This window comes from Polaromonas sp. P1_G2 (assembly GCF_056405515.1).
Genome location: NZ_JBFUBY010000527.1, coordinates 1 through 1,130, shown reverse-complemented (window position 1 = coordinate 1,130; position 1,130 = coordinate 1). Strand labels below are relative to the sequence as shown.

At 65.6% G+C, this 1,130-nt stretch carries 1 protein-coding gene; it reads right to left on the bottom strand.

Going from position 1 to position 1,130, the window contains the following annotated elements; genetic code table 11:
- A partial coding sequence (locus AC1D0P_RS25915; protein WP_477679348.1) for a peptide chain release factor 3 occupies window positions 1–1,130 on the bottom strand: 1,130 nt, incomplete at both ends.

Sequence of the window (1,130 nt, the reverse complement as noted above, 5' to 3'; positions counted from 1 at the left end):
GGGTGGCGCTGTGGTCCACCAGCAGGGTGGGCGCGTCTACGGCATCCAGCGCCACGCGGTGGGCGTTGGCGTCCATGAATTTCTTCAGCTCGTTGGCGTCGTCGCTGGTGACCCAGCGCGCCAGGTTGAAGTTGCTGCCCATGATGCGGGCCTTGACGCCGTATTCATGTTCCAGGCGGTGAGCGACCACTTCAAATTGCAACTGGCCGACCGCACCCAGCAGCAGCAATGAGCCGGCGATGGGCCGGAACACCTGGATCGCGCCTTCTTCGCCGAGCTGCGTGAGGCCGGCGCGCAGCTGCTTGCTGCGCAGCGGGTCGGCCACCTCGACGGCGCGGAACATTTCGGGCGCGAAGAAGGGCAGGCCGGTGAATTGGAGCGCCTCGCCTTCGGTCAGCGTGTCGCCGAGCTGCAGCACGCCGTGGTTGGGGATGCCGATGATGTCGCCGGCAAAGGCGGTGTCCAGCAGTTCGCGGCGTTGGCTCATGAAGCTCACCACGGTGTTGGGCCGCAGTTCCTTGCCGCTGCGCACCACCTTCAGGCGCATGCCGCGCGTGAACTCGCCGCTGGCCACGCGCAGGAAGGCGATGCGGTCGCGGTGGGCCGGGTCCATATTGGCCTGGATCTTGAACACCACGCCAGAGAATTTTTTCTCCTCGGGGTGCACCACGCGCTGGATGGCTTCGCGCTCGGCGGGCGCGGGCGCCAGGTCGACCAGCGCATCCAGCACTTCCTGCACGCCGAAGTTGTTGATGGCGGAACCGAAGAACATGGGCGTCTGCTTGCCGGCCAGGAATTCGGCGCGGTTGAACTCGGGCGTGGCACCGGCCACCAGTTCGATCTCGCCCTGGGCCTGCGTGTATTCGGCACCGAAACGTTTGGCGGCTTCGGCGTTGTCCAGGCCGGCCAGGATTTCGTCGTCGCCGCCGGCTTTTTCCTCGCCGGGGCTGAAGACCCGCATGCGGTCTTCGCGCCTGTCGTAGACGCCATGGAACAGCTTGCCCATGCCGACCGGCCAGGTGAAGGGAATGACCGTCATGCCGAGTTCGCGTTCGATCTCGTCCATCACGCTCATCGGGTCCTGCACTTCCCGGTCCATCTTGTTGACGAAGGTCAGGATGGGCGTGTTG